The organism is Mesorhizobium sp. NZP2234 (assembly GCF_013170765.1).
Taxonomy (GTDB): Bacteria; Pseudomonadota; Alphaproteobacteria; order Rhizobiales; family Rhizobiaceae; genus Mesorhizobium; species Mesorhizobium loti_D.
Genome location: NZ_CP033364.1, coordinates 4843122 through 4864085 on the forward strand (window position 1 = coordinate 4843122; position 20964 = coordinate 4864085).

The following is a 20964-nucleotide window of genomic DNA, read 5'->3' on the forward strand; positions in this document are numbered from 1 at the left end:
AAGGAGACGACGATGGCAGGCGGTTCCATTCCCCATTTCCAGAACGATGCGGGCCATCCGGCGATCGACATCGGCGTCAGGGAATTCATGTGCACGGGCGCCAACCCGCCTTTCGATCACCCGCATGTGTTTCTCGACATGGGCGACGACAATGAGAAGGTCTGCCCCTATTGTTCGACGCTCTACCGCTATTCGCCGAAGCTGAAGGCGACGGAAACGCTGCCTGCCGGCTGCCTCTACATCGACCAGGCCGCCTGATTCCTTCGCGACGGACCTGATGGAGGACCCGCGCTCCCGGCAAATCGTCATCGCCGGAGCGGGCGTCGCCGGGCTGACCTCGGCCCTTGCTTTTGCCAGACGCGGCTACCTCGTGCGGGTGTTCGAGCAGGCGCCACGCCTGGAAGCCGTAGGCGCCGGCCTGCAGCTTTCCCCCAACGCGACAAGCATCCTGCGTGACCTCGGCGTACTCGACCGGCTGTTGCCGGCGGCGGTGCGGCCGGAGGCCGTGGTGCTGAAGGATGCAAGGACGTTGCGCGCATTGGCGCATGTGCCGTTGGGGCAGTCGGGAGAAGACCATTGGGGCGCTCCCTATCTCGTCGCGCACCGGGCCGACCTGCAGAGCGCGCTGATGGCGCGTGTTGCCGAGATGCCTGATATCCATCTCACCCTCGGGGCGCGCGTCCAAGGAATTGCGACTGGCAGCCATGGTGTCACGGCGACCGTCGAAATCGGCGGCAAGACGGCGGAGGAACAGGGCTCCTTGCTGATCGGCGCCGATGGCGTCTGGTCGGCGGTGCGCGGGCTTGTCGATGCAAAAAGGATGGCATCGCCAGGAACCCGTTTTTCGGGAGAGTTGGCCTGGCGCACCACCGTCGCGGCCGACAGCAGCGCCGGGCAGGCCTTCGCCGCGATCGGCGCAGCCGATTGCGTCACGACTTTCCTGCATCCGGGTTTCCACATGGTCGCCTATCCGGTCAGCAAGGGCGACGCATTCAACCTCGTCGCCTTCACCAAGGGCGAGCGCATTGCCGAGGGCTGGTCCGGCCATGCCGATCTCGGCATCCTCGCCGCCGCCATGCGCGGCACCGCGCCAGGACTCGTGAAGCTGGTGGAAATGGCTGGCCCATGGCTGACCTGGCCGCTGCATACCGTCGAACGGAAACAGCCCTGGACAACGCCGGCCGGCATTGCGCTGATCGGCGATGCCGCGCATGCGATGACGCCATTCGCGGCACAGGGCGCGGCGATGGCGATCGAGGATGCCGCGACGCTTGCCACTCTGGTCGCCGACTTCCCCGCCGATCCGCGACAGGGCCTCAGCATCTGGGAGAATCTGCGGCGGCCGCGCGTGGAGAAGGTGCTTAGGCGCGGCGCCCTCAACCGGCTTGCCTGGCATGCCCGGGGCCCGGTGGCGCTGGCCCGCAACCTGGTGCTGGCGACGCGGCCGGCGGAGAAGCTCGCAACCGATCTCGACTGGCTTTATGGCTGGGAGGAACCGAAGGTCGTCAGGCGGTAGGACGTCGAGACAAGTCGGCCCGATAGGTTGGCCCGATAGGTTGGCGGGGACCGCGGCCCTCTCTGTCCTGCCGGATTTCTCCTCCACCTGTGAGGAAATTGGCGGCTTTGGCGTCGGCGTCCATCTTGGAAACGTTGACGGATCTCAGTTATACAACCGCATCGACCACCCCAGCGACACCGGCAACGGGTTCCACCAGCCGGTCCGCAGGCCGGCGGTACGCAGCGCCGCAGCGGTCCAGGTGTTGCAGCCGACCAGCGCGTTGAAATGGCCGTTGGCTTCGAAAAAGCCGTCGAATCTTGAATAAGCGGCGTTCGGGACATGGATCGGACCGTTCGGTCCCTGCTGAAAACTGGCCTGGATGAAGTCGAGCAACGCCGCGAACCGCATCCCGTCAATGTCGAAGCCCGCGACATCCGGATGCGGTTCGGCGATGGCGCCGGCGACATCGACGTGCATCACCGAGGCATCGAGGGTCAGCGCCTTCATCACCGGACCGGCTTTGAGTTCGGACCAGGTCGGTGTTTCCAGATAGAAGGCGCGGCCACCCCAGCCGAAAACGATGTAGCGCACCTCCGGACTATCGGCCGGGATGCCGGCTTCGACCAGAAAATGAAAGCGCTGGCGCACGGCATCGTCCACCGGGATGGCAATGTCGGTATGGATCGGGTTCTTCAGCACCAATATGTGCCGCATGCCCTCGCCCGCGGACGCCGCCGGCCAGAGCGGACGCGGCACCAGCGTGCCGAGGGCCGCTGCAAGCACGATCACGGCAAGCGACATGGAAAGGAAACGCAGGACGCTTCTCATCGATGACGCCCGCCGGTTTGTCGCCACTCGCATCAGCCGATCCATAAGAAAAGAGCCCGGCCGCAATGCGGCCGGGCTCTTGCGCTCGGTTTGGGACCGGTCAGTGCAGGATCTGCGACAGGAACAGCTTCGTGCGCTCATGGCGCGGATGGTCGAAGAATTCGGCCGGCGTGTTCTGCTCGACGATCTGGCCCTGATCCATGAAGATCACCCGGTTGGCGACCTTGCGGGCAAAACCCATTTCGTGCGTGACACACAGCATGGTCATGCCTTCCTCGGCGAGCCCCACCATGGTCTCCAGAACCTCCTTGATCATTTCCGGGTCGAGCGCCGAGGTCGGCTCGTCGAACAGCATGATGCGCGGGTTCATGCACAGCGAGCGCGCGATCGCCACGCGCTGCTGCTGGCCGCCCGACAACTGGCCGGGGTATTTGTTGGCCTGCTCCGGAATTTTCACGCGCTTGAGGAAATGCATGGCGATTTCCTCGGCCTGCTTCTTGGGCGTCTTGCGCACCCAGATCGGCGCCAGCGTGCAGTTTTCCAGGATGGTCAGATGCGGGAACAGGTTGAAGTGCTGGAACACCATGCCGACCTCGCGACGCACCTCGTCGATCTTCTTCAGATCGTTGGTGAGCTCCTTGCCATCGACGATGATCTTGCCCTTCTGGTGCTCCTCCAGCCGGTTGATGCAGCGGATCATGGTCGACTTGCCGGAGCCCGAGGGCCCGCAGATGACGATGCGCTCGCCGCGCATCACCTTCAAATTGATGTCCTTCAGCACATGGAATTCGCCATACCATTTGTGCATGGCGATGATGTCGATGGCGACATCGGTGGTTGAGATGTGCATCTTGGCGGCGTTGACCTTGATCTCTTCCGCGCTGACGGCATTTTCGGTGGCCATTGACAGGGTCCCCTTGGTCTTTCGTTTAGCGTTTGTGGCCGGTGTCGAGCCGGCGTTCGGTGTACATTGAATAGCGCGACATGCCGAAGCAGAACAGCCAGAAGACGAAGGCGGCGAACACCAGGCCGGACCGGGCCGTTTGCGGCGTCGCCCAGTTGGCGTCCGAGAAGTTCTGCTTGACGACACCGAGCAGGTCGAACATCGAGATGATCAGCACCAGGCTGGTGTCCTTGAACATGCCGATGAAGGTGTTGACTATGCCGGGAATGACCAGCTTCAGCGCCTGCGGCAGCACGATCAGCCCCATCTTCTGCCAATAGCCGAGTCCGAGGGAATCGGCGCCTTCATACTGGCCTTTGGGAATCGCCTGCAGGCCGCCACGCACGACTTCGGCCATATAGGCGGCGGCGAACAGCGACACGCCGATCAGCGCCCGGAGGAACTTGTCGAAGGTGACGCCAGCCGGCAGGAACAGCGGCAGCATGACGCTGACGAAGAACAGCACGGTGATCAGCGGAATGCCGCGCACCGTTTCGATGAAGATCACGCACAAAGTCTTGATGATCGGCATTTTCGAACGCCTGCCGAGCGCCAGCACCGTGCCCAGCGGCAGCGACACGGCAATGCCAACGAAGGACAGGCTGAGCGTGACCAGCAGGCCGCCCCACCGCGAGGTCTCGACATGCGGCAGGCCGAACACGCCGCCGATCAGCAGGAAAAAGGAGACGATCGGGAGCACCAGGAAAAGCAGGATGGCGTTCAGCCCCTTGCGGGGGACACGCGGGATCAGCATCGGCACCAGCAGCGCCACGAACAGGATGGCAACCAGGATCGGCCGCCAGCGCTCCTCGATCGGATAGGTGCCGAACATGAACTGGCCGAACTTGGCATTGACGAAAGCCCAGCAGGCGCCGGTCCAGCCATCCGGCTGAATGCCACCTTGTGCAACGGTCGCACAGACAGTGCGGTCCGGCCCTGTCCACTGCGCGTTGAGGAACGCCCAGTTGATGACCTGCGGCAGGATCCAGGCGACGATGACGATGCCGAGGATGGTGAGGATGGTGTCGCCAACCGTTCCGACCAGGTTCTTGCGCACCCAGGCTATCGGGCCGCGGACGCTTGTGGGCGCGGGCTGCGCCAGGGCCATTTCGGTGCGCACCCAGGACATATCGTGTTCCTGCATGGCTCTACCTTTCCACCAGCGCCATTCTGGCGTTGACCACGTTCATCACGGCCGAGGTCACCAGGCTGAGGATGAGATAGGCGATCATCATGATCAGCACGCCTTCGACCGCCTGCCCGGTCTGGTTCAGAACCGTGCCGGCCGTCGCCGTCAGGTCCGGATAGCCGATGGCGATCGCCAGCGACGAGTTCTTGGTCAGGTTGAGATACTGGCTGGTCAGCGGCGGGATGACGATGCGCATGGCCTGCGGCACCACAACCAGCCGCAGGATGGAGCCGGATCGTAGCCCTAGGGCCGCCGCCGCCTCGGTCTGGCCCTTGCTGACACCCCTGATGCCGGCGCGCACGATTTCGGCGATGAAGGCCGCCGTGTAGCAGGACAGCGCCAGATAGAGCGAGAGGAACTCCGGCTTGACCTGGAAGCCGCCGGTCAGGTTGAAGGTGGATTGTTTCGGAAGATCAAAGCTCAGCGGAAAACCGCTCAGAATGTAGGCGAGCAGCGGCAGGCCGACGATCAGCGCCACGGAAGTCCACAACACCGGAAATTGCTGGCCTGTCGCCATCTGCCGCTGACGCGCCCTGCGGGCGACGAACCACGCCATGGCTATGCCGACAAGCAGAGCGACGAAGATCAACCAGGAGCCCTCGCCCCACACCGCGCGGGGAAAATAGAAGCCACGCTGGTTGAGGAAGGAGCCGAAGGGCAGATGATAGCTGTCACGCGGCGCCGGCAGCACCGCCAGCACGCCGGAATACCAGAAGAAGATGACCAGCAGCGGCGGGATGTTGCGGAAGATCTCGACATAGACCGTGCAGATCTTCTGGATCAGCCAGTTCTGCGACAAGCGGCCGATGCCGATGACGAAGCCGATGATCGTGGCGGTTATGATGCCCGCAACGGCGACGATGATGGTGTTGATCAGGCCGACGAGGATGGCGCGGCCGTAGGTCGAATCCGACGTATAGGCGATCGGCGTATCCGAGATGTCGAACCCGGCGCGTCCCCTGAGGAAGCCGAAGCCGGAGGCGATGTGCAGACGCTGCAGATTGTCGATGACGTTCTGCACGATCCACCAGACAGAGCCAAACAGGACGATGACGACCAACGTCTGGAAGAAGAGGCCGCGGACTTTCGGATCATTGATGAAGGAAGCCCGGCTGGGCTCTTCGCGAAGAACTTCCTGCGATGCCATGTGACCGTCCCCTGGAAAGAGAAACCGGAAGGCAGAGTATCTGCCTTCCGGATCACATTTCGGTCAGCGGATCGGCGGAGCGTATTGCAGGCCGCCCTTGGTCCACAGCGCGTTGATGCCGCGCGCGATCTTGAGCGGGCTGCCCGAGCCAACATTGCGATCGAACATTTCGCCGTAATTGCCAACGGCCTTGACGATGTTGACGACCCAGTCGTTGGAGACGCCGAGATCGGTGCCGATCTTGGTGTCGGCCTCCTGGCCGAGCACGCGCTTGATCTCCGGGCTGGCCGAATTCTTCATCTCGTCGACATTGGCCTTGGTGATGCCGAGTTCCTCGGCGTCGAGCAGCGCGAAGTAAGTCCACTTGACGATATGATACCACTGGTCGTCACCCTGGCGCACGGCCGGGCCGAGCGGCTCCTTGGAGATGATCTCGGGCAGGACGACGTGATCGGCCGGCGAGCCGAGTGTCAGGCGGATGCCGTAAAGGCCCGACTGGTCGGTGGTGTAGACGTCGCAGCGGCCGGCGTCATAGGCGGCATTGACCTCTTCGAGCTTCTCGAAGACGACCGGATTGTACTCCATCTTGTTCGCCTTGAAGTAGTCGGCGAGGTTGAGTTCGGTGGTGGTGCCGCTCTGCACGCAGACGGCGGCGCCCGAGAGCTGGAGAGCCGAATTGACGCCCGGCAGCTTCTTGGCGTTGATCATGAAGCCCTGGCCGTCATAGTAGGTGGTGCCGACGAAATTCAGGCCGAGCGCGGTGTCGCGGTTAATGGTCCAGGTGGTGTTGCGCGAAAGGATGTCGACCTCGCCGGACTGCAGCGCGGTGAAGCGTTCCTTGGCGCTGAGCGGCGTGAACTTGACCTTGGTGCCGTCACCGAAGACGGCCGCCGCGACAGCGCGGCAGAAATCCGCATCTATGCCCTGCCAGTCGCCCTTGTCATCCGGCGCCGAGAAGCCGGCCAGACCGGTCGAGACGCCGCACTGGATGAAGCCCTTCGCCTTGACGGTGTCGAGCGTCGTGGCCGACGCGGCCGACGCCATCAATCCAAGCGTAGCGGCGCCAAGAATGCCGATAGCAATATGTTTCATGACCCACAGACCCTTTTCTCTGTTTTTCAGGCAAACCCTGATCTTTTTTCCCGTGTGAACGCAGCTCCCATCCCGGCCCATTCCCGGAACCCCGCATCGTAACCGACGCGCCGCCTCCCATTCACGAATGGCATCTAATTCCTGTGAGGTCAAGGAAAATGACCGAATCCGAACCTGTTTGAAAATCGATTGCCTGAAATGCCCGAACCCCAGACAAACGCGGTCGAGATCCAGGCCGTGACCTCATAAATCCGCCAAGCGGACTGCATGCAAGATACTCTGTGACCCGATAGCCAACTTATTATTACTGCACAGCAGCGCATCAACGCTGCGCCAACAGCCGACATTTCTTGATCAGCCGGCGCTCAAGCGCACGATTTTGCCGATGGCATGGTGCATGCTCGACATGGTCCCGATCTCGTGAGCGATCCGGCCCGCAGCGGCTCGAATTCCAGAATCGGCGAGTACTCTCCCTATTGCCGCGCGCAGCGATGTCGTATCGGGGTTCGGCAGCGCGATGCTTGCGGCGGTCCGGCGGGCACATGACGGAAGACGGCCTCCGCGAAAGAAATTGGCATATCAGAAGTCGGTTTCCTGGCGAACGCCATGCTGTTGCACGGCCCATGCCTCCGCACTATGGCTAGCGGCTTACCAGAAGAGGCAGGACGAATGGCAAGAGACGGCAACGAGCAGGGTTCCGGCACAGTAGGGATCAACACGCGGCTTGCCCATTCGGGCAACAACCCGCACGACTATTTCGGTTTCGTCAATCCGCCGGTCGTGCATGCCTCGACTGTGCTGTTTCGCAATGCCGCCGCGATGGCGAGCCGCAGCCAGAAATACACTTACGGCACGCGCGGCACGCCGACGACGGACGCACTTGCCCAGGCCATCGACGCGCTGGAGGGATCCGCCGGCACGATCGTGGTGCCGTCGGGCCTTGCGGCGGTGACCATTCCGCTGCTCGCCTTCGTATCGGCCGGCGATCATCTGCTGATCGTCGACAGCGTCTACCATCCGACCCGCAATTTCGCCGACACCATGCTGAAGCGGCTCGGCGTCGAGGTGGAGTATTATGATTCGCGTATCGGCGCCGGCATCGCCGCCTTGATCAAGCCCAACACCAGGGTGGTGTTCACGGAATCGCCGGCGTCCAACACATTCGAGGTGCAGGACATCCCGGCGATCGCCAAGGCGGCGCATGCGGCCGGCGCCATCGTGATGATGGACAACACCTGGGCGACGCCGCTCTATTTCCGGCCGCTCGACCATGGCGTCGACATCTCCATTCATGCCGCGACCAAGTATCCGGCCGGCCATTCCGACGTGCTGCTCGGCACGGTGTCGGCCAATGAAAGCCACTGGAAACAGCTCTATGAGAGCTTCTGCACGCTTGGCTGCTGCGCAGGCCCCGACGATGTCTACCAAGTGCTGCGCGGCCTGCGTACCATGGGCGTGCGCCTGGAGCATCATCAACGCAGCGCACTCGCCATCGCGTCGTGGCTCGAAGGCCAGAAGGGCGTGGCGCGCGTGCTCCACCCTGCCCTTCCCAGCCACCCGGACCACGATTTGTGGAAGCGTGACTTTTGCGGTTCGAGCGGCATCTTTTCCATCGTGCTTGCCGGAGGCGGCCAGAAGGAGCAGCACGCTTTCCTCGACGCGCTGCGGATCTTCGGGCTCGGCTATTCCTGGGGCGGCTACGAGAGCCTTGCGGTGCCGGTCTGGCTTGGCGACCGCGTCGTTGTACAAGCTCCTTATGAAGGCCCGTTGATCCGCCTGCAGATCGGCCTCGAGGATGTCGACGACCTGAAAGCCGACATTTTGCGTGGCCTAGCCGCAGCCGCGGGCTGACCGGTGCGCGCGAGCTGACCGCCGCACAGAGTCAGCAAACGGCCGCAAGGCCTTGGCGCTGATGACAAAGCGCGAGCCGCTCGCGGCATCCCATTGCCGCGCGGCGCGCAATATTATTCTCCCGGGCCGCGATTTTCCGGATTTGTTTGACTTTCAAATCCGCGGATTCGGCCGCATTGCGTGCTGCACGGCATCGCCGACCATTCCATTTGTCACAAAGCTTGCCATGGCCTTTCGTCTTTTTGTCCCCATCCTTGCCGGCGCGACGCTGCGCGAACGCATCCTGGCGTGTATCGGCGCCACGATCGGCATCGCGCTGACCGGCGTGATCAGCGGGCTGGCGATGGGTGGCGGCCCGCACGTGGCCCTGCTGGTGGCGCCTATGGGCGCGTCCGCCGTGCTTCTCTTTGCCGTGCCCGCGAGCCCGTTGGCGCAGCCCTGGTCGATCATCGGCGGCAATTCCATATCGGCGCTGGTGGGTGTGACCGTGGCGCATTTCGTCCATGATCCGGTCATTGCCTCGGGCCTCGCCGTGGCTTTCGCAATCGCGGCGATGTCGTTCACGCGCTGCCTGCACCCGCCAGGCGGCGCGGCGGCGCTGACCGCCGTCCTCGGCGGGCCTGCCGTTGTCAGCGCGGGCTTCCTGTTCCCTTTCGTGCCGGTGGCCTTGAATTCGATCATCCTGGTCACGCTCGGCTTCCTCTTCCACAGGCTGGCGCGGCGCAACTATCCGCATGTCGCCGCACCCGCTGCCAACAGCCATGGGACAGCCGATCCGCCGGCGCGGCAGCGCGTCGGCTTCCGGCCCGAGGATATCGACGCGGCGCTGACCACGCTCGACGAAACCTTCGACATCGACCGCAACGACCTCGAACGGCTCTTGAGGCAAGTCGAGCTGCAGGCCATGGTGCGCTCGCACAGGACGTTGCTGTGCGAGGACATCATGTCCCGCGACGTGGTGTCAGTGCCTGAGCAAGCCACCATCGAGGAGGCACGCCAGCAACTGCTCGATCACAATATCCGAACCCTGCCGGTGGTCGACGCGGACGCCCGTCTGGTGGGCGCGGTTGGCCTGCGTGAACTGACGAGGGCCAGCGACACGGTGAAGGGCGTCATGTCGAAGGCCGGCACCGCCTCGCCCGACACGCCGGCGATGGGCCTGCTGCCGGTGCTGACCGACGGGCGCAGCCACGCCGTGGTCATCGTCGACCGCGAACGGCGCATTCTCGGCCTTATCACCCAGACCGATCTTCTGGCGGCGGCCGCGCGCGTTCAGGCCGCAGACAAGGGATTGGCGGCGGCTTAGAATAGCAAAGACAGGTTGCCGAAATTCGGGAACCTTTTTCCGGCGGGCGCATCCAACGTGCAGTCATGCGTCTGTTCGGGGAGATCCGGTCGCGATGAGCAAGCTCACAATGCCCGCCAAAATGCCGGAGGCGGCTGAAGGCCTTTCCGGCGACGTGCTGCTCGTGCAGCGCGCGCTCGCACGCGAGGCTGGTGCCTTTCGCGCTATCATCAAGAAACATAACCAGTTGCTCTATCGGATCGCTCGCGGCGTGGTTCGCAACGACGCGGAGGCCGAGGACATCGTGCAGGAGGCCTATATGCGCGCCTTCGCCAGCCTCGGCTCCTTTCGCGGCGACTCCTCGCTCGCCACCTGGCTGTCGCGCATCGTCATCAACGAAGCGCTCGGCCGGCTGCGCAAGAGGCGGCACACCGTGGCGATGCCCGAGAACCCGGAAGCCCAGATCATCCGCTTTCCCCTCAATCCCAGCGACGATCCGGAGCGGACCATGGCGCAGCGGCAGATTCTCGCACTTGTCGAACGGGCGACCGACAGCCTGCCCGACATCTACCGTATGGTCTTCGTGGCCCGTGTCATAGAGGGCCTGAGCATGGAGGAAACCGCCGATCTGCTTGGTGTGCGGCCAGAGACCGTCAAGACAAGGTTGCACCGTGCGCGCGCCCTGTTGCGCAAGGCGCTGGACGACGAGATCGGCCCGGTGCTGCTCGACGCCTTCCCCTTCGCCGGCCGCCGCTGCGAGCGGCTGACCCAGTCGGTGATGAGACGCCTGGGCTTCGAATGATCCTGCTCTGATCTTGCGGGAACGTTTCTGCCGGCCGCGCATCCAATCAGCGTCAACTGAAAAAATCGAGCCCGGCGCCTCCGCGCGGCCGGGCGAAGGAGAATGCCATGCTCACCAGATATACCGCGGCCCTTGCCGCCCTGCTTCTCGTCAGCGCTGCCCCGTTCGCGCAAGCCGCCGACAAGCCGACCGACCCGCAGATCGCCCACATCGCCTATACAGCCGGCGTCCTCGACATCGAGGCGGCCAAGCACGCGATCAAGACATCGAAGAACAAGGAGGTCGTCGCCTTCGCCAAGGATATGGAGCGCGACCACGAGGCGGTGAACAAGCAGGCGCTCGACCTGGTCAAGAAGCTCAAGGTGAAGCCCGAGGACAACGCCACCAGCCAGGCGCTGAGCAAGGCGGCGGAGGCCGAACGCGCCAAGCTCGCCAAGCTGACGGGCGCAGAATTCGACAAGGCCTATATCGAGAATGAGGTGGCCTATCACAAGCAGGTCAACGGCGCGCTCGAAACCCTTCTCATACCCTCGGCCAGCAATGCCGAGCTGAAGAGCCTGCTCGAGACCGGCCTCAAGATCTTCCAGGGGCATGAGCAGCACGCCGAACATGTCGCCAGCATGCTGAAATGAAAGCGGGCGCATTGATCCATCCGTCGTGGCTGGCCGCCCTGGCTCTGGTGCTTACAGCAGCGCCGGCGGCGGCCGCGACCATAGAGATCACCATCGACAAACTCGTCTTCACGCCAGCGACCATCGAGGCGAAGGTCGGCGACACGATCGAGTGGGTGAACAAGGACGTGATTGCCCATACGGCCACCGTGAAGGGCGGCTGGGAAGTGATGATCCCGCCGAAGAAGTCGGCGAGCCTGACGTTGAAGGCGGCGGGCGCGGCCGACTATTTCTGCCGCTTCCACCCCAACATGAGGGGTCATCTGAACGTGGCGCCCTGATCAACGGCCCTGTCGAGTTGCAGCGAGGCGCGTCTGGCCTCGTCAGGCCGGGCAACATGCGTCCACGAGCCATCGCGGCTTGCCTTATGCCGCTCGATCCAGGCATCGAGCGCTTGGCGCAAATCAACGGTCGGAGCCATGCGGGCGAACTGCTCGGCTTCGACCAACAGGCCCTCGGCGATGCTTTGGTTGAGCCCGCGCGCCACGGCTGTGAGAATGCTCGCGACCGCAAGTCCTGAGTGCCGAAGGATACGCCCGGCCAGATAAAAAGCTGCCGGCATCAGATCGCCATGCGGCACGACTTGATTGACGAGACCAAGTTCGAGCGCCCGCGGCGGCGCAAACCAGTCGCCCGTCAACAGCAATTCGAGCGCCCGCTTGCGTCCGGCGAGCCTCGGCAGGCGCTGCGTGCCGCCGAAGGTCGGCGGCATTGCGAGGTTGATTTCCGGCTTGGCGAACAGGGCGCGGTCGCTGGCGATCGCCAGCGGCACGGCCTCCGTGATCTCGCAGCCGCCGCCGAAGGCAATACCGTTGACGGCGGCAATGATCGGCTTGCGGAAGGCTTCGAGCCGTGCCGTCAGCCGCTGGCCGCGCATGACAAAATCCCGCATGGCTGTGTCGGTACCATCGGCCACGCTGCCCGAGAACTCCTGGATGTCGCCGCCGGCCGAGAAGGCCCGATCTCCCGCGCCGGTCAGAATGATCGCGCGAATGCCGTCGTCGACCTCAACGTCATCGAGGATAGCAAGCAGGCGATCAATCAGGGCATAGTTCAGCGCATTGAGCTTTTCGGGGCGGTTGAGGGTAAGGACGGTGACCCCGTCGTGGGTCTCGTTCAGGACTAGATCGGCCATTGTTCTTCCTTTCCAGATACAGCGGAAAGGGATCATGCTTTTGATTGCGTGTATATTCACTAGTCGGTATACATGCTTCATGCCTGAAGCCGCCAGTCCGACCCGCAAACGCATCGTCGATGCCGCGACGAAGCTATTTTACGCCGAGGGAATCGGTCGCGTCAGCGTCGATGCCGTTGCCGAAAAGGCAGGCCTCACCAAGCGTACGCTTTACTATCACTTCAAGAGCAAGGACGACCTGATCGCCGCCTATCTCGACGGTCGCGACCAGCCCAATCTGCGGCAGATGGCCAGCTGGTTCGATGCCGCGGAGGGCGGCGCGGACCGCAAGGTCGAAGCGATCTTCACCAACCTTGCGCGGGTCGCGCACCATCCAAAATGGAAAGGATGCGGCTTTCTGCGCACGGCCGCCGAACTCGCCTCGATGCCCGGTCATCCGGCGGTCAAGGTCGGGTCGCGTCACAAGTCAAATTTTGAGACATGGCTCGCTGGCGCATTGTCCGACCATGGCATCGAGGACCCACAGGTCGTGGCGCGCGAGATCGTGCTTTTGATCGACGGCTCGTTTTCGATCATGCTGGTCCACCGCAATCCTGATTACATCGAGGCGGCAGGCCGGGCCGCGGCCACTCTGGCCAGGGCACGAATTCCGGGCAGCCCTGCCTAGAATCCGAACGCCAGCCACGCCGTGCCGACCACGAGCGTGATCAGCGTCAGCGGCAAGCCGACCTTGAAGAAGGCGCCGAAAGACAAGGGTGAGCCGGCAGCCTTGGACTGCTCGGCGACGATCAGGTTGGCGACCGAGCCGAGCAGCGTGAAATTACCGGCCAGCGTCGAGCTCATCGCCACCACCAGCCAGGCGCGTTCGGGGTTTTCCAACCCAGGTATGAACGGCCGCAAAGCCAGAACGGCCGGCACATTGCTCATGATGTTGGACAGCACCGCGGTGAACCCGGACAAACGCCAGACATCATCCAGGCCGAGATTCTTGGCAGAGGCGATGAGATCAGGCGTCAGCAGCGTCCTTTCGGCGCCTGCGACCACCACGAACAGACCCGCGAACATGAACAGCAGCGGTCCGTCGATCTCGCGGTAAATACGCGCGGGCTTGATGGCGCGGGTGAGCAGGAGGATGGCGCCGCCGATCAATGCCGCCTTGGCGACGGGAACGCCGGCGAAGAAGGCGACGGCCAATCCGACGCAGACGATCACCGCCTTCAACACCTGCCCGCGATGCATGCGCCCGCGCGACACATGCGGCGTCAATTCAGCGGTGCGGGTGAATTCGGCCCGATAGACGATCCGCACGATGACGATGACCGCGACCAGGCCGAACAGTGCGACCGGCGCGAGCGCCGCAGAAAAGGCAGGATAGGAAATGCCGGACAGCGCGCCAATGACCATATTCTGCGGATTGCCGGTGATGGTGGCGACGCTGCCGCAGTTCGACGCGGTGGCGGTGGCGATCAGATATGGGATCGGGTTGCGGTTGATGACGCGGGTGACGTGGACGACGATCGGCGCCATGACCAGGCAGATGGCATCATTGACCAGGAAGGCCGACAGCACGCCGGTCAGCAGCGTGACCATCACCAGCAACATGAAGGGGGCGTGCGCGTGTTCGATGGCGATGGCGCCGAGGCCGCGAAAGGCGCCGGAGACCTTCAGATGCGCGACCACGATCATCATGCCGAGCAGAAGCGTGATGGTGTCGAAATTGATCGCGCGGTAGGCATCCTCCATGCTGATCGCGCCGATGGCGATCATCGCGGCGCCGCCAAGCAGCGCAATCCCCGCCCGGTCGAGGCGCAATCCAGGTATGCGGCCGATAGCCACGCCGGCATAGGTCAGGACCAGGATCAGCAGTGCCGCCGCGCCCATCAACGTCATTGGTAAGAAGCCCCGCTCGATCTGGTGGCGCCGATGCGGTCCGCCCGGTGGTTCTTTTGCATGTCAACTTTGGTGATGTCGAGATTGATGACAAACGGAGTGGGCGTTGCGGGCGGTATCGCTAGCGCCGATAGAAATCCAGCCGCTGTTGCAGCGCCTGCGGCGAGAACAGCCGCTCGACGGTTTGCCGCGCTTTGCGGCCCACGTCGGCCCGCAGCGCCGGATCGGCCTTGAGCTCGGCCAGGATTTGCGCCGCCTGTTGCGTCGTCTCAAAGAGAAAACCGTTCTCGCCATGGATGATATGGTCGGCATAGCCGCCATGCGAATGGCAGACCACGGGCAAACCGCAAGCCATCGCCTCGAATACCACGCGGCCGAAGGTCTCCACATGCGAGCCGGTGCGGTAATAGAAGACATCGAGCGTCGGCAAAAACTGTTCGGCGGCAAACTGGCCTTGCGGCAGGAGTTCGAGTTGCGGATGTGGCGTGAGCTTGTCCTTGAGCGGCATCCCGCCCTGGATCCGCACCGCAACGCCATCGGCCAGCAATGCCTCATAAAGCGCCGCATCGTCGGCATGATGCTTGTCCGCCGTATCGCGGCTCAGCCGGCCCACGGTGAACGGCCGATCCCACCTTGCCGGCCATGGTGAGAAACGCCCGATATCGATCGGCGACGGATGCACGACGCCTTCGACCTGCAGCATGCGCTTCTGAAAATCGGAGATCAGCACCAGTTCGGCGTCGGGCCATCCCAGCAGGCGCGGCATGCCGGTCGTCAGCGCGATGATTTTTGGGTGAAAGGTGTTGAAGACATAGATCAGCCGGCGTGGCCGCCGGATCAGGTAAGGCCAGATCTTGTTGCGCCAATGCGCGCCGAGGAAGACGTAGGTGCCGCCGTCCGGCACGTCGCGCTTTGCCAGCGAGACGCGGTGAATCGGAAATTGCCGCATCAGTTCGTCGGACACGCGCGAAGAGGTTGCCCAAAGACGCGCCTGCTGGTCGGCGCTCAACAGCCGGTACAGGTCGAGCGTTTCGCGCTCGCTGCCGCCAAACGGGTTTTGGAAACCGTTGAAGAGATGGATCATGATCGCCGCGCTTGCCAGGCCTTGCCCGGGCCATCCCGCCACTCGTTCGTCGGCACCGAAAGGTCGCGACCGCGCCAGCGGACCGGAAGGCCGAGGAGATCAAGAAAGCAGAACGTCTCTGGCGATGCCCAATACATCACCTTAGGCGGAGGAAGCACACCGACAAGAAGGCGTCAAGGAAGCGGCCGCCTTCGCGCGCCGCAAGGCTGCCTTCAATGAACCGTGGCGGCGCTGGGCTGAGACACCAGGGCGGCTTCCGCCGGGTCGAAACTGACCTGGTCGCGTCCATTCGACTTGGCGGCATAGAGACGTCGGTCGGCGGCGGAGAAAATCGCCTCGTAGGTGGTCGGCCCGCTGAAGCTGGTGCCGCCGATCGAGACGGAAAGCGGACAGGCGCGGCCGCCGGGCGAAAAGTCCATCTCGCGAATCCGCCGGCGGATGCCTTCGGCAACCAGCCGGGATTGCGAGGGGTCGACACCGGGAAGAAACACGCCAAACTCCTCGCCGCCGATGCGGCCGACGATATCGCTGCCGCGCAGTTGCCCCTTGATCGCCTGCGCGATCAGCTTGAGTGCCTGGTCGCCGCAGTCATGACCGAGGCGGTCGTTGATCGACTTGAAGTGATCGGCATCGATGATCAGCAGCGCGCCGGAACGGATGTGCTCCTGCTTGCGGGTCTCCTCGAGATAGGCCTCGACCAGCATCGAGAAGGCGCCGCGGTTCAGCACCGCCGTAAGACTGTCGGTCGCGGCAATGACGCTGAGCTCGCGTTGGGCTATGGCCAGTTGGCGGATCTTCCACATGAGAAGAAACAGAAACGAGCCGCCCAGCACCAGGGGAAGAAGCAGGTCCGTCAGTTGCGCGCGCCAGATCGCCTCGGACGAGAGATAGGGGAAATTGAACGAATCAACAAAAAACGCCACGGCAATGAAGAATGCCGTGCCGGCCGTGGTGACAGCGATTACCCTGCCCCAGCTGGTCGGCGACAGGTCGAGCTTCATCCCATTCCACTCCGTTAGCCGCCTCTACCATGACGTGCCAACGCAAACAAAATGATAAGACTTTCCCTTCAATTCGAGATCAGGGAGCCGGAGCACGCCCGCCCAATCGGTGGTCGTGCTCCGGCGGTGAAAGCGGTTCGGTCCTTAAATTTCTCGCGATGCGGGAATTCCCGAACGTCAACGGCCGGGCGCCGGTCGACTCGCCTCCACAACGAAGGATGCGGCGATCAGGTCGTCGGCATCCAGTCGTAGCGAGCCGTCGCCTGCTCCCATGATGGCGGCGACCTTGTGGAAGGTCTTCATCTCATAGTCGGAAATTTCGGCATCCCGCATTCTGGCCCTGAGTTCAGCGATACGCCGCCCCAAGGCAGGGGACGTTCCAATTTCTCGTTTCGACATGGCCTGGCTTCTCCTCCCCCAACCCGCGCTTGCTTTGCCTCGCCCATTCGCTGGCCCGCACATTGCCTTTTATGAGGTTCCGCGAATACAAGGCCCCGAACGCCTCATGAGGCCTAAGGTTCCAACCTCGATGGATCACGAAATAATTCCAGCTCGCCCGTCGAGCCTTGCCCTATTGCGCGGCCATCGGCACCATCGTGATACTGGAATTCCGCGCCTCGACCCGCTCCAGGCATCGGGCCGGAATATTCGGCCATGTCGCGGAGGCGCACTCCTTGTCAGTGACCGCAACGGGCTCGCCATGCTGCACGGACGCCGCTTGGGTCGCCGTGGATGCAAAAAGAACCGTCTGGGTTATCAGAGCCGAGAAAACGGCAACCTGGAACAGCACGGCGGCGAAGGCGATCTTCTTGAGCATGCGAGGCAACGCGCTGACAGGCATCAGGTTCCCGCGGCCTGACACCGTCATTCACCGCATGGAAAAGAACCCATGAGGAACGAAATCTGCAAAACGACCAGTTTCGGTTGGTTTCAGACTCGCAATACAATATCTAACTACTTGAAAAGATTGGCGATCCCGACAGGATTCGAACCTGTGACCATCGGCTTAGAAGGCCGGTGCTCTATCCAGCTGAGCTACGGGACCGCTGGGCCGGCCGAAAGGGACCGGCTAGATATCTGGCGCTGGTCGCCGTTCAATGCGTCCAGGGCGTCCTGCGGTCATAGCGGAAATTCTCCGCGTAGGAAATCTGGCGGCGTTTGGTCTCTTTCGGCTCCTCGACCCGAAAGGCAAGCCCTTCCTTTTCGGCGTAAGCCACGGCCTCTTCCCGCGTGTCGAAGGTGAGCCTGATCTGGCTTCTCATATCCCCAGAGGTCGTATAGCCCATCAGGGGATCGATCTTCTTGCGCATCTCGGGATCGAATTCCAGCACCCAGTGGCCGGTCTTGGCCTTGCCGGACTGCATCGCGGTTTTGGCTGGGCTGAAAATGCGCGCGGACATGGCCACCTCATTGTTGTGCAAGGCAGCATCGCCGCCCTTTGCCCGTCATTACTGCGCAATGCGCATGGCGGCAAGGTTTTTGCACTTGCCATGCAGCACCGAAATGAATAGGCAACAGACCGTTCGGAGTGTAGCGCAGGCTGGTAGCGCATCTGGTTTGGGACCAGAGGGTCGGGAGTTCGAATCTCTCCACTCCGACCATCCCTTTCGAAAAGTGCGGTATCGATAGCCATTGGCGGCATCGAATGGCTATCTTGGTCGCTTCCGGCCGTGGGCCTTGCTGCGACGGTTTCCGGTGCGAATCTGAAGACGGCAGCAACTGGAGCACTGCAAAAATGGCGGGAAACGACAGCCGTGGCGGCTCGGAATGGTGGCGGCCGCCGTACAGGAGACCGGTCGATGCATTTGAAGGTAAGCTCGCCGGGCGAGAACCCCAACAACCTCATTCCCGGCGAGCCTACAACCTGATTTGGAACGCAATCAGGACCGGGGTCAGCCGGCAACCTCGCGCTGCAAGATGGATGCCAGCTGTTATTTCCCAAAATGGGACACGCTTCGCGTTCGCCGCCGTCTGAACACCGAGTCACCCCGAGCGCGTTGCGTCAAAACAGATCTATCCGGCCCGCTCAATGTCACTGTCTGTGCATGTCGTGTCCCAACACCAAGGGCAACCCTGGGCGACATGCGTCAAATCTCGAACGCGCCCTGCCCTTCGTCCATGGCGCTGACCGCTTCCGCCGCCAGCGCCCGCGTGATCGGCGTCTTGCGCTCGAGCGCGGTGCGGTCCAGCCGCTCCACCACGCGCATTGCGGTCGCCAGCGAACGCTCGATGCGCCGCACCAGATACTGCACGACATGCGGCTCGACCTCGACCTGACGGTCAGCGAACAGCTTGGTTATGACGCCGGCGAGGAGGAGATCATCCGGCTCGTGGATTTCGACCGTCGCCGCCGCTTTCAGCCGCGAGGCAAGATCGGGCAGGGAAACACCCCAGGCCGACGGAAAACGGCGCGCCGTCAACAGCAGCGTTGAGCCGGCGCCACGCACCGCATTGATCAGATGGAACAGGCCTTGCTCGTCGATCGCGCCTGTATCGACATCGTCGATCAGCACCGGCCGGGCGCCAAGGTTCGCGATGCCGTCGCCAATGCGCCCGGCATTCACGGCCAGCGCATTGGCGCGCGCGCGCCAGATGGCAGCCAGATGCGTCTTGCCGGAGCCGGCGGGACCTGCCAGCACCACCACCGGCGCGGGCCAGTCCGGCCAACGGTCGACCAGCGCCGCCGCCTGGTTGTTGGTGCCGGAGACGACAAGTTCGTCGCGCGAATAGCCGGTGCCATGGCCGAGATCGAGCGGCAGCTGGCGTGGCGGATCGGTTCGCTGAGCGGTCACTTCAGCGACGCGGCTGCGTGCGGTGGCCGCCGCCGCGATCGGCCGGCAGCGGCGGCAAGGTCTCGGTCGCGCGGCCCTTGTAGAGCGGCGATTCGAGATAGCGGGCGATGGCAAAGCGCACCAGAACCGCGACGGCAGCGGAAGCCGGAACGGCAATCAGCAGGCCGACAAAGCCGAACAACGCGCCGAAGGCGAACAGCGCGAACATCAGCCATACCGGATGCAGGCCGACGCTTTTGCCGACCAGCCTGGGCTGCAGGATGTTGCCTTCGATGAACTGGCCGATGAAGAAGACCACAGCGACGGCAACGATCATCGTCCAATCCGGCCAGAACTGGACGAAGGCGACGCCGACGGCCAGCACCAGCCCGGTCAGCGAGCCGACATAGGGGATGAAGGAGATCAGCCCGGCGAACAGGCCGATGAGGATCGCAAAATTCAGCCCGGTCAGTGTCAGGCCGGTGGCGTACATGGCGCCCAGCACCAGACAGAGCGTGCCCTGGCCGCGCACAAAGCCGGCGGTCGCGGTGTTGATGTCACGCGCGATGGCGCGCACGGTCGCGACGTTGTCACGCGGCACCCAGCTGTCGATGACCGCCACCATGCGGTCCCAGTCGAGCAGCATGTAGAAGGCAACGACCGGCGTCACCACGAACAGGCTGACCACCGAGACCAGTGCCATGCCGGAACTCCACAGCGAAGTGAACACGGTGGTGATCAGGCCAAAGCCCGAGGTCAGCAGCGAATTCAGCCCGTCACGCAAGCCATTGGCATTGACGCCGAACCTCTGCTCCAGCCATTTCGGATCAAAGGAGGTGATCAGGCTCTGCAGCCGGGTGAGATATTCCGGCAGCTTGCCGGCGAAATCGGCCATCTGCGTCGCCAGCACCGGAATGAGGATGACGAAGGCCAATACCAGCACGATGAGGAAGGTGATGAGGATGACCACAGTCGCCATGAAGCGGGACAGGCCGAGCCGCTGCAGCCGGTCGGCGACCGGGTCAAGGAAATAGGCGAGCACCATGCCGGCGACGAAAGGCAGCAGGATGGCGCTGAAGACATAGAGGAAAAGCGCCAGGATCGCCGCGCCGGCCAGCCAGAAGAAGATCTGGCGGCGGAACGCGGAGGACGCGGCAAGATCGGCAGCCGCGGCCTCGATCACTGCCGCTTCTTTCTCAGATGTCCGGATTGGAGCTTTCGCCATAGCCGCTCATATGCCTCAGCCAAGCCACGAGATAGGCTGCGGCCGAAGCTACGGTCAAGACCCCGGACAGCAATATGAGGGCCTGCCGCAGAGGGTCGAGGCGCACGGCAAAGGCGAGTTCGCCCAGCACAACCGCCGCCAGCACGATCTGGATGGCGGTATTGGCCTTCGATACCAGAAACGGCTTTATCTCGACGGGATGAGCCATCACCGTGGACAACAGGATCGCGCAGACGATCAGCGCATCGCGCGATACCATTGTGACGACCAGCCACAGCGGCAACTGCCCGGTGAAGCCCATGACGACGAACACCGAAACCAGAAGCAGCTTGTCGGCCATCGGATCGAGATAGGCACCAAGCCTGGACTGCTGGTTGAAACGGCGTGCGATAAAGCCATCGACACCATCCGACACGCCGGCAATGACGAAACCGGCAAAGGCCCAGTCCCAGCGCGCCTGCAGCATGGCCAGCACCACGGCAGGCACCAGAACAAGGCGCAGGATGCTGATCAGGTTGGGGATGGTCAACGTGTTGTCCCGCCATATTCCCT

General features: G+C 63.2%; 23 protein-coding genes and 2 tRNA genes. 9 read left to right on the plus strand and 16 right to left on the minus strand.

Annotated features, from left to right (window positions below; genetic code table 11):
* Positions 1-12: 12 nt before the first annotated feature.
* Together EB230_RS23995 and EB230_RS24000 are read left to right on the plus strand one after the other, a co-directional pair.
* A complete protein-coding gene (locus EB230_RS23995) occupies positions 13-258 on the plus strand; it encodes a zinc-finger domain-containing protein (RefSeq protein WP_056563026.1) in 246 nt (81 codons plus the stop codon).
* A 19-nt stretch (positions 259-277) separates the two neighbouring features.
* A complete protein-coding gene (locus EB230_RS24000) occupies positions 278-1516 on the plus strand; it encodes an FAD-dependent monooxygenase (protein ID WP_056563029.1) in 1239 nt (412 codons plus the stop codon).
* Between the two features lie 144 nt (positions 1517-1660).
* On the opposite strand, the gene EB230_RS24005 is transcribed toward EB230_RS24000, so the two are convergent.
* From EB230_RS24005 to EB230_RS24025, 5 genes are all read right to left on the minus strand, one after another.
* A complete protein-coding gene (locus EB230_RS24005) occupies positions 1661-2326 on the minus strand; it encodes a TIGR02117 family protein (RefSeq protein WP_056565507.1) in 666 nt (221 codons plus the stop codon).
* 100 nt (positions 2327-2426) lie between these two features.
* Complete coding sequence (locus tag EB230_RS24010; RefSeq protein ID WP_010915400.1) at positions 2427-3230, minus strand: amino acid ABC transporter ATP-binding protein; 804 nt, start codon at positions 3228-3230, stop codon at positions 2427-2429.
* Between the two features lie 25 nt (positions 3231-3255).
* Complete coding sequence (locus tag EB230_RS24015) at positions 3256-4413, minus strand: amino acid ABC transporter permease (RefSeq protein WP_056563032.1); 1158 nt, start codon at positions 4411-4413, stop codon at positions 3256-3258.
* Between the two features lie 4 nt (positions 4414-4417).
* Positions 4418-5605, minus strand: a complete 1188-nt coding sequence (locus EB230_RS24020; RefSeq protein ID WP_056563035.1) for an amino acid ABC transporter permease — start codon at positions 5603-5605, stop codon at positions 4418-4420.
* A gap of 63 nt (positions 5606-5668) precedes the next feature.
* A complete protein-coding gene (locus EB230_RS24025) occupies positions 5669-6697 on the minus strand; it encodes an amino acid ABC transporter substrate-binding protein (RefSeq protein ID WP_056563038.1) in 1029 nt (342 codons plus the stop codon).
* Between the two features lie 669 nt (positions 6698-7366).
* Between EB230_RS24025 and EB230_RS24030 the strand changes: the two genes are divergently transcribed.
* The 5 genes from EB230_RS24030 (at position 7367) to EB230_RS24050 (ending at position 11587) form a co-directional block, all read left to right on the plus strand.
* A complete protein-coding gene (locus EB230_RS24030; protein ID WP_056563043.1) occupies positions 7367-8548 on the plus strand; it encodes a cystathionine beta-lyase in 1182 nt (393 codons plus the stop codon).
* A 226-nt stretch (positions 8549-8774) separates the two neighbouring features.
* The gene (locus EB230_RS24035; RefSeq protein ID WP_172374072.1) at positions 8775-9854 is read left to right on the plus strand and encodes an HPP family protein; all 1080 of its coding nucleotides are present in this window, start codon (positions 8775-8777) and stop codon (positions 9852-9854) included.
* 94 nt (positions 9855-9948) lie between these two features.
* The gene (locus tag EB230_RS24040; RefSeq protein WP_172374073.1) at positions 9949-10635 is read left to right on the plus strand and encodes an RNA polymerase sigma factor; all 687 of its coding nucleotides are present in this window, start codon (positions 9949-9951) and stop codon (positions 10633-10635) included.
* A gap of 107 nt (positions 10636-10742) precedes the next feature.
* Positions 10743-11267 (plus strand): DUF4142 domain-containing protein, encoded by a 525-nt coding sequence (locus EB230_RS24045; protein ID WP_172374074.1) that lies wholly within the window; start codon positions 10743-10745, stop codon positions 11265-11267.
* Positions 11264-11587, plus strand: coding sequence for a cupredoxin family copper-binding protein (locus EB230_RS24050; protein WP_172374075.1), 324 nt, complete (start codon positions 11264-11266; stop codon positions 11585-11587). The genes EB230_RS24045 and EB230_RS24050 overlap by 4 nt, the downstream gene beginning before the upstream one ends.
* Here the strand turns inward: EB230_RS24050 and EB230_RS24055 are convergent.
* A complete protein-coding gene (locus EB230_RS24055; RefSeq protein WP_172375154.1) occupies positions 11566-12441 on the minus strand; it encodes a crotonase/enoyl-CoA hydratase family protein in 876 nt (291 codons plus the stop codon). The genes EB230_RS24050 and EB230_RS24055 overlap by 22 nt on opposite strands.
* Positions 12442-12520: 79 nt before the next feature.
* Between EB230_RS24055 and EB230_RS24060 the strand changes: the two genes are divergently transcribed.
* Positions 12521-13108 carry a TetR/AcrR family transcriptional regulator gene (locus tag EB230_RS24060; RefSeq protein ID WP_056563055.1) on the plus strand — a complete coding sequence of 196 codons (588 nt, stop codon included), beginning with the start codon at positions 12521-12523 and terminating at the stop codon, positions 13106-13108.
* On the opposite strand, the gene EB230_RS24065 is transcribed toward EB230_RS24060, so the two are convergent.
* From EB230_RS24065 to EB230_RS24095, 7 genes are all read right to left on the minus strand, one after another.
* A complete protein-coding gene (locus EB230_RS24065) occupies positions 13105-14331 on the minus strand; it encodes an anion transporter (protein WP_056563058.1) in 1227 nt (408 codons plus the stop codon). The two genes, EB230_RS24060 and EB230_RS24065, sit on opposite strands and share 4 nt — an antisense overlap.
* Before the next feature lie 121 nt (positions 14332-14452).
* Positions 14453-15415, minus strand: coding sequence for a glycosyltransferase (locus EB230_RS24070; RefSeq protein ID WP_172374076.1), 963 nt, complete (start codon positions 15413-15415; stop codon positions 14453-14455).
* Between the two features lie 212 nt (positions 15416-15627).
* Positions 15628-16416: a GGDEF domain-containing protein gene (locus tag EB230_RS24075; protein ID WP_172374077.1), complete on the minus strand. Its 789-nt coding sequence runs from the start codon at positions 16414-16416 to the stop codon at positions 15628-15630.
* Between the two features lie 177 nt (positions 16417-16593).
* Complete coding sequence (locus tag EB230_RS24080) at positions 16594-16815, minus strand: hypothetical protein (RefSeq protein WP_172374078.1); 222 nt, start codon at positions 16813-16815, stop codon at positions 16594-16596.
* A 172-nt stretch (positions 16816-16987) separates the two neighbouring features.
* A complete protein-coding gene (locus tag EB230_RS24085; RefSeq protein WP_244493888.1) occupies positions 16988-17233 on the minus strand; it encodes a hypothetical protein in 246 nt (81 codons plus the stop codon).
* Positions 17234-17384: 151 nt separating this feature from the next.
* Positions 17385-17461: transfer RNA gene (locus tag EB230_RS24090), tRNA-Arg, on the minus strand.
* A 49-nt stretch (positions 17462-17510) separates the two neighbouring features.
* Positions 17511-17816 carry an ETC complex I subunit gene (locus EB230_RS24095; protein ID WP_015318428.1) on the minus strand — a complete coding sequence of 102 codons (306 nt, stop codon included), beginning with the start codon at positions 17814-17816 and terminating at the stop codon, positions 17511-17513.
* A gap of 124 nt (positions 17817-17940) precedes the next feature.
* Here EB230_RS24095 and EB230_RS24100 point away from each other — a divergent pair.
* Positions 17941-18017 (plus strand) — tRNA-Pro (locus EB230_RS24100).
* Between the two features lie 486 nt (positions 18018-18503).
* Here the strand turns inward: EB230_RS24100 and hdaA are convergent.
* Genes hdaA through EB230_RS24115 form a run of 3 tightly spaced genes read right to left on the minus strand, consistent with a single transcriptional unit; the run spans position 18504 to position 20941 of the window.
* Positions 18504-19208, minus strand: a complete 705-nt coding sequence (gene hdaA, locus EB230_RS24105; RefSeq protein WP_056563067.1) for a DnaA regulatory inactivator HdaA — start codon at positions 19206-19208, stop codon at positions 18504-18506.
* Position 19209: 1 nt separating this feature from the next.
* Entirely contained in the window at positions 19210-20412 is a 1203-nt protein-coding gene (locus tag EB230_RS24110; protein ID WP_056563073.1) for an AI-2E family transporter, read from the minus strand.
* Complete coding sequence (locus EB230_RS24115; RefSeq protein ID WP_172374079.1) at positions 20384-20941, minus strand: CDP-alcohol phosphatidyltransferase family protein; 558 nt, start codon at positions 20939-20941, stop codon at positions 20384-20386. The genes EB230_RS24110 and EB230_RS24115 overlap by 29 nt, the downstream gene beginning before the upstream one ends.
* Between the last annotated feature and the right edge of the window lie 23 nt (positions 20942-20964).

Excerpts from the sequence above, each read along its gene's own strand:
- EB230_RS24030 (WP_056563043.1), top strand. The coding sequence starts at position 7,367 with ATGGCAAGAGACGGCAACGAGCAGGGTTCCGGCACAGTAGGGATCAAC.
- EB230_RS24005 (WP_056565507.1), bottom strand. The coding sequence starts at position 2,326 with ATGAGAAGCGTCCTGCGTTTCCTTTCCATGTCGCTTGCCGTGATCGTG.
- EB230_RS24020 (WP_056563035.1), bottom strand. The coding sequence starts at position 5,605 with ATGGCATCGCAGGAAGTTCTTCGCGAAGAGCCCAGCCGGGCTTCCTTC.
- EB230_RS24085 (WP_244493888.1), bottom strand. The coding sequence starts at position 17,233 with ATGCTCAAGAAGATCGCCTTCGCCGCCGTGCTGTTCCAGGTTGCCGTT.
- EB230_RS24015 (WP_056563032.1), bottom strand. The coding sequence starts at position 4,413 with ATGCAGGAACACGATATGTCCTGGGTGCGCACCGAAATGGCCCTGGCG.
- EB230_RS24070 (WP_172374076.1), bottom strand. The coding sequence starts at position 15,415 with ATGATCCATCTCTTCAACGGTTTCCAAAACCCGTTTGGCGGCAGCGAG.
- EB230_RS24055 (WP_172375154.1), bottom strand. The coding sequence starts at position 12,441 with ATGGCCGATCTAGTCCTGAACGAGACCCACGACGGGGTCACCGTCCTT.
- EB230_RS24075 (WP_172374077.1), bottom strand. The coding sequence starts at position 16,416 with ATGAAGCTCGACCTGTCGCCGACCAGCTGGGGCAGGGTAATCGCTGTC.
- EB230_RS24010 (WP_010915400.1), bottom strand. The coding sequence starts at position 3,230 with ATGGCCACCGAAAATGCCGTCAGCGCGGAAGAGATCAAGGTCAACGCC.
- EB230_RS24065 (WP_056563058.1), bottom strand. The coding sequence starts at position 14,331 with ATGACGTTGATGGGCGCGGCGGCACTGCTGATCCTGGTCCTGACCTAT.
- EB230_RS24050 (WP_172374075.1), top strand. The coding sequence starts at position 11,264 with ATGAAAGCGGGCGCATTGATCCATCCGTCGTGGCTGGCCGCCCTGGCT.
- EB230_RS24025 (WP_056563038.1), bottom strand. The coding sequence starts at position 6,697 with ATGAAACATATTGCTATCGGCATTCTTGGCGCCGCTACGCTTGGATTG.
- EB230_RS24000 (WP_056563029.1), top strand. The coding sequence starts at position 278 with ATGGAGGACCCGCGCTCCCGGCAAATCGTCATCGCCGGAGCGGGCGTC.
- EB230_RS24095 (WP_015318428.1), bottom strand. The coding sequence starts at position 17,816 with ATGTCCGCGCGCATTTTCAGCCCAGCCAAAACCGCGATGCAGTCCGGC.
- EB230_RS24080 (WP_172374078.1), bottom strand. The coding sequence starts at position 16,815 with ATGTCGAAACGAGAAATTGGAACGTCCCCTGCCTTGGGGCGGCGTATC.
- EB230_RS24035 (WP_172374072.1), top strand. The coding sequence starts at position 8,775 with ATGGCCTTTCGTCTTTTTGTCCCCATCCTTGCCGGCGCGACGCTGCGC.
- EB230_RS24110 (WP_056563073.1), bottom strand. The coding sequence starts at position 20,412 with ATGGCGAAAGCTCCAATCCGGACATCTGAGAAAGAAGCGGCAGTGATC.
- EB230_RS23995 (WP_056563026.1), top strand. The coding sequence starts at position 13 with ATGGCAGGCGGTTCCATTCCCCATTTCCAGAACGATGCGGGCCATCCG.
- EB230_RS24060 (WP_056563055.1), top strand. The coding sequence starts at position 12,521 with ATGCCTGAAGCCGCCAGTCCGACCCGCAAACGCATCGTCGATGCCGCG.
- EB230_RS24045 (WP_172374074.1), top strand. The coding sequence starts at position 10,743 with ATGCTCACCAGATATACCGCGGCCCTTGCCGCCCTGCTTCTCGTCAGC.
- EB230_RS24040 (WP_172374073.1), top strand. The coding sequence starts at position 9,949 with ATGAGCAAGCTCACAATGCCCGCCAAAATGCCGGAGGCGGCTGAAGGC.